A 5,605-nucleotide genomic window follows, 5' to 3' on the forward strand; every position below is an offset into this window, starting at 1 on the left:
TTTAACTAAATGCTATGTATTTAATTTTTGTTTTTTATCGAATATTGCGATCGCTAAATCTGTTGGTGGGCAGTGCCCACCCTACTGGGACGACACTAATCCAGCCGCTTGAACGACGGCGACGGGGGTTTTGAAGTTATCGTTACTAACCGCAATTTCTACGATATTTGGCATCTTATTATTATTAAAACTCTAATTTTGTAGGGTGGGCACTGCCCACCTTCTTAACTAAATACTATGTATTGAATGTTTGTTTTTTATCGACTATTGCGATCGCTAAATCTGTTGGTGGGCAGTGCCCACCCTACGAGAAGTAACCATTGTAATATTATAAAATTTAGATACATTACAATTTCTTTTCCCAGAATAGTGCTTTACCCATTTGGGGGTTTAGCTCATAGCCGTTAAATCCAAACGATCGATATGCTTTTTGAGCAAGATAGTTATGTTCTAAAACTTCTAGTGTCAGTTTACAGCATCCTAGCTCGATCGCAATTTGTTCCGCTAGTTGTAGCATCAACTTAGATAGCCCTCTACCTCGATAAGGTAGCGAAACGATCGCATCATGAATATTCAGCAATGGTTGGCAAGCAAAAGTGGAAAATCCTTCCAAACAAACAACTAGTCCGGCTGGTTCTCGCTCTACAAAAGCGAGGATAATACGAGCAGTCTTGCGTCTAGCTAATTCAGCAATTAGATGTGTTTTAGCATAGTCCGATAATCCACTACCGCCACCCATCGGATCGCGAGCATATTCATCCATTAATGTTATGACTGCCCGCGCATGTGCGGCGATAGTTAAATCTGCTTCAATAATCTCGATCGAGGATGTGTCTAACGTCATGATTTATCGGCTAGCTTCTAACACATTTTAGCTTGATTCAAGTGGCTCGACTAACCTATGTTAATTAAGAAAACATTCAATCTTCAAAATTATCTATATTCTTGATTCTGAATATCACTCAATCGAGCTTCAGGGCGCTTAAAGCGATCGATCTGAGACTCAAAGAATTGACGATTTTTCTCTAGATGTTGGGGATTAGGATCGTCCAAAGGATAGAGTAAAGCGCCCCGTAATGCCTGAATTACTGCTGAAGTAACACAATACATCGATCGCTGAAAACTCACACCTAATTGAATTAACATATCATCTTTACCCCGACAATGTTGTTCGTAGTAATCGAGCAAATATTGAGGCAAGAAATGATACATATCATCCATCAATAATGTCGGCGGAATCCCGGCAGCACCGACGGGATTTACATCGGCATATAAAATGCCGTAATGAAAATCATTTTGCTCTGCTGGTACTTGCTCGGCTTGAGCATTGTAGGATTTGGTGCCACGAAATGGAGCAGTCCGATAAAATACTGCTTCGACATAAGGTAAAGCCGCCTCGTACAACCAAGTAAAACCGCAGGATTTAGGGATGATTTCAAACATTTCCCCATCGATATAAACATGATGATAAATCGGTCGCCCTGCAACAGCAAAAATCCCATTTACCAGGAAATCCATCGCTTCTGGGACAGAGGTAATTTTACCCTCATCATAAAGATCGCTCATCTCAAAGAATACCGGAGCCATCACTTCCCAAAACAGTCCTAAGTTGGAATAGTAGGAAAGCACGCGTACCTGCTCGATGAACATGTCGGGGAAAAGTTTGTAAGCGGCAAGCATAGCCGGATTGCCCTTGAAATATGCTTTAATAGCTCGATCGGCGTTTTGCTTGTATTCGTCAGTATCTAGATAAGGATCGAACCTGCCACCCATGCCCCGATGCCAGTACATCGCCTGCATACAGGCTTCCGCAAACTCCATATTAATCCGATCGTGTAGTAAGTGATGGAAAAGTTTGGGCATTTTGGTACTGCGCCCTTTTTCCATAAACTCTAGCAGTTCGGGATGTGCTGAAGCTGCGCCTTTTTGCCAGATGCGTAAGTCGGCGGTGTCACCTGCATAGTGATTGGGTAAGTCGAGATATTCCTGCGGGAGGAAGTATTTAAAGGCAGGTAGCGGGTTGATGAAGACACGCTCGGCAATGTACAGCAAGTCGCGCCAGTAGAAGTCCATCGGGACGGCGTAGGCTTTGTACAAGCCGATGATTTGCATCAGGTTTTCGGGTGTGTCGGGTAGCATCGCGCCACCTGCTTCGAGGCGATGGATAACGTCGGCAAATTGATGGGTGGATGGTGGTAATTTGGTGGGTGCAGGAGCTGTGGTTGTAGTCATGGGGATTTTGGATTAGTGTGGAATATTAATAATATGTAGGGGCGAGTTTATGCTGTTGATGTCTTTTGTACTAGAGATTTCATGCAAACCCGCCCTACCCACTGTCATCTGTCGTGTTTGTTAGATTCGCTGCGGAGATCTACCCACCCCGCCCTACGGGCACCCCTGTCTTGAAAAGGTGCTTTACTTGGGGAAACCCCAAGACCGCACTTTTCGCTCCAGGGAGGGGATTTTTCACTTCTAGTTTGGCGATTTGAGTAGTTGCTGATGGGAGCGTTGCCACGAACTCATCGGTGGTAACTTGAGTATGGGAAATCAAGATATTCGGTCGAACGCCCAGTAGGATAATGAGTGCAGCCAGGACTATTGCTGGTACCCGCTCGTAGCTGGCGACTTTGGGCAAATAGATGAGGTCTTGTGTTAACTTGCCAAAGAGGGCGCGATTGATAATGATGATGAAGTAGACAGAAGTTAAACCCGTACTCGCCAGACAAATGAGCGTACCGATGGGGAAGGCGGCATAACTACCTTGGAAGGAGAGGAATTCACCGATGAAACCTGCCATCCCCGGAATACCCGCACTCGCCATCATGGTGAGAATCAACATTGCCCCGACAAAGGGTAAGCCGCGCTGGGGATTGAGCAATCCGTGAAGCTGGTTTAATTCACGGGTGCCTGTTTTGGCTTCAATGATGCCAACTAGGTTAAATAATAGGGCGAGAATTAAGCCGTGTGCCACCATTTGATAGACTGCGCCTAACAGGCTCAACGGAGTCCCCGCAGCGGTAGCCAGCAATACATAGCTCAAATGCGCGACGGAACTATAGGCGATCGTTTTCTTGATATCGGTTTGGGCGATCGCGATCGTACTGCCGTATACTGCGGTAAAGACGGCGATGAGTGCCAACCAGGGAGCGACAATCGCCCACGCATCGGGGAATAAACCCAAACCAAAGCGGATTAAGCCATAGGTGCCTAATTTGGAGACAATGCCACCCAACAACATCGACACGGGTGTCGAGGCTTCGACGTAGGCATCTGGGAGCCAAGTATGAAACGGCACCAACGGCATCTTGATCCCAAAACCGAGCAGGATAATACTGAGAAATAGGAGTTGGAGATTGGCTGGTAAATGCGTTGCTGCCAATGACTCATAGTTAAAGTCACCAGTTTTGGCAAACCATGCCCAGCTCAAGAAACCTGCAAGTAAGATGATTCCCGAGAGAGCTTGATAAATCAGAAACTTAGTTGCTGCATAGCCACGCTTTTCACCGCCCCAAATCGCAATTAATAGATAGAGGGGAATCAATTCTAGCTCGTAGAATAAGAAGAACAGCAACAAGTTTTGCGCGAGAAAAGCGCCCGTAATTGCAGTACTGACCAGCAAGAGGAGTGCATGAAACAGTCGCGGTCTTTCGACATCTTTAGCAGTCGCCTGAACCGACAGCACTACCAACAAACTATTTAAGATGATTAATGGTAAAGACAAGCCATCGATACCCAATTGATAATCTAATCCTAGTGGCTCGACCCACACGATATGCTCGACAAATTGTAAGCCAACATCTTGGTAATTAAACATTGTCGCGATCGCGATCGCAAGCATTAAAGTCACTCCAACAGTAATTAGTGCGATCGAGCGACTAAATCTTGGTAATATTCCAATCCAAATTGCCCCCAACAGCGGCAACCAAATAATAGCACTCAACATAATTAAGATCGATCCTCTATTTGAAAAATATAGATTCTAAATTGCTAATTGATAATTACTAACTATTAACTAAACTAGCAGACCCATCATCAGACCGAGAATAATAATTCCCGCAAATGCGAATAAAATATAAAACTGAGACTGACCGGAAGTACTATATTTTAGCGTCTGTCCGCTGAATAAAGTTCCTAGCCCGATGACATTAACTAAGCCATCGACAACATAGCGATCGAACCAATTAATTGCCCGCGCACTGACTGCTACCAACCAGACGATCGTCAACTGATAAAAACGTTGAATATAAAAGTCATAGGTAAAGAAGTTTTGCAGTGCTGGCAACGGTAAGCGAATTGGTTTTTGTACCGTATTCGTACCATAAATCACACCACTAATTGTTATCCCCGAAATACTCGACCAAACCAGTAATGGTGCAAACATCTGGTCTAATTTACCCCAGCTTGGCAATAGATCTAGATTGTAAAAAATACTTGGTAAGTGACAGATGAAAACAGCAGAGCTAACGACAGGTATACTAATCAACCAAAACGGTTCGACCGAGCGTTCGCTCATTGGCTGTACCCGACCCAAAAAGATTCTACAAAATAGTCTAGTCAAACTAAATGCAGTCAAAGTATTGACAATCAAAATCACCCCAACGAGCCAAGGTTGCTCGATCCACAAACTAGTAACTAACTGTAAAAAACCCCAAAATCCGCCGAGCGGCGGTACGGCAATAAAGGAAATAATTGCCACCAACATCGACATCGCCGTAAACGGACGCCGCGACCACAAACCACCCAACTGTGTCAAATCTTGGGTAATATTCGTCCAAATAACCGCACCCACACTCATATACAACAATGCCATCCCGAAAGATTCATTGAACAGAATAAATCGCGCCGAGTCCAAATTTTGAGTACCAACAGCGATAAATACTAGCCCGATATAAGCACTTAAAACATATGAAAGTACGCGCTTGACATCAACCTGCGCGATCGAAATCAACGCACAACAGACCGCCGTAGCAACGCCCAGAATCACGAGAATACTCAACAAAAGTGGTGAGAGCGAAATTACAGGTGCCAATTTAATCAGTACGAATGCCCCCGCACCAACTACCACCGCATTTCGTAACACTGTCGCTGGTAGTGGTGCCTCCATCGCTTCATCCAGCCAGAGCTGAAAGGGGATCTGAGCGCACTTGCCCAACGGCCCCGCACTCAAAGACAAACCGAGTAACAGCGCCACTGTCGGGTCTAATTGCGCCGTCTGCGCCCAAATTTCCAACTCGCTAAAATTCCACGTCCCCGCGATCGGGTAAATTGCAATTACGCCCATCAACAGGATAATATCACCCACCCGTTTCGTCCAAAAGGCATCCCGCGCACCTGTAATTACCAAAGGTTGCGCGTACCAAAAACCGACTAACAAGTAAGTAGCTAGTGTCAGTAATTCGAGAAAGACATAACTAAAAAATAGCGAATTGGTTAATACCAATCCACAAATCCCCGCCCCAAAACAATTCATCAGCGAAAAGAACCGTCCCCAGCTCCAATCCATCTCCAGATAACCAACTGCATAAATCTGAGATACCAGACTAATCGTCGTTACCACCGCCGTAGCAGTCAGTGTAATCGTCGAAATCTCGATCGGAAAATTGAT

General features: G+C 45.0%; 4 protein-coding genes. All 4 read right to left on the reverse strand.

Annotation, left to right across the window (positions count from 1 at the left end):
* Positions 1-346: 346 nt before the first annotated feature.
* Positions 347-844 (reverse strand): GNAT family N-acetyltransferase, encoded by a 498-nt coding sequence (locus RMO35_RS21095; RefSeq protein ID WP_309743953.1) that lies wholly within the window; start codon positions 842-844, stop codon positions 347-349.
* Positions 845-933: 89 nt separating this feature from the next.
* Positions 934-2,232, reverse strand: a complete 1,299-nt coding sequence (locus RMO35_RS21100; RefSeq protein ID WP_309743955.1) for a CO2 hydration protein — start codon at positions 2,230-2,232, stop codon at positions 934-936.
* A 139-nt stretch (positions 2,233-2,371) separates the two neighbouring features.
* The gene (locus tag RMO35_RS21105; protein ID WP_309743957.1) at positions 2,372-3,943 is read right to left on the reverse strand and encodes an NADH-quinone oxidoreductase subunit M; all 1,572 of its coding nucleotides are present in this window, start codon (positions 3,941-3,943) and stop codon (positions 2,372-2,374) included.
* Positions 3,944-4,012: 69 nt separating this feature from the next.
* Positions 4,013-5,605: NAD(P)H-quinone oxidoreductase subunit F (locus tag RMO35_RS21110; RefSeq protein WP_309743959.1), on the reverse strand; the 1,593-nt coding region annotated here is incomplete at its 5' end.

The sequence above is a fragment of the Chamaesiphon sp. OTE_20_metabat_361 genome, from assembly GCF_031364565.1.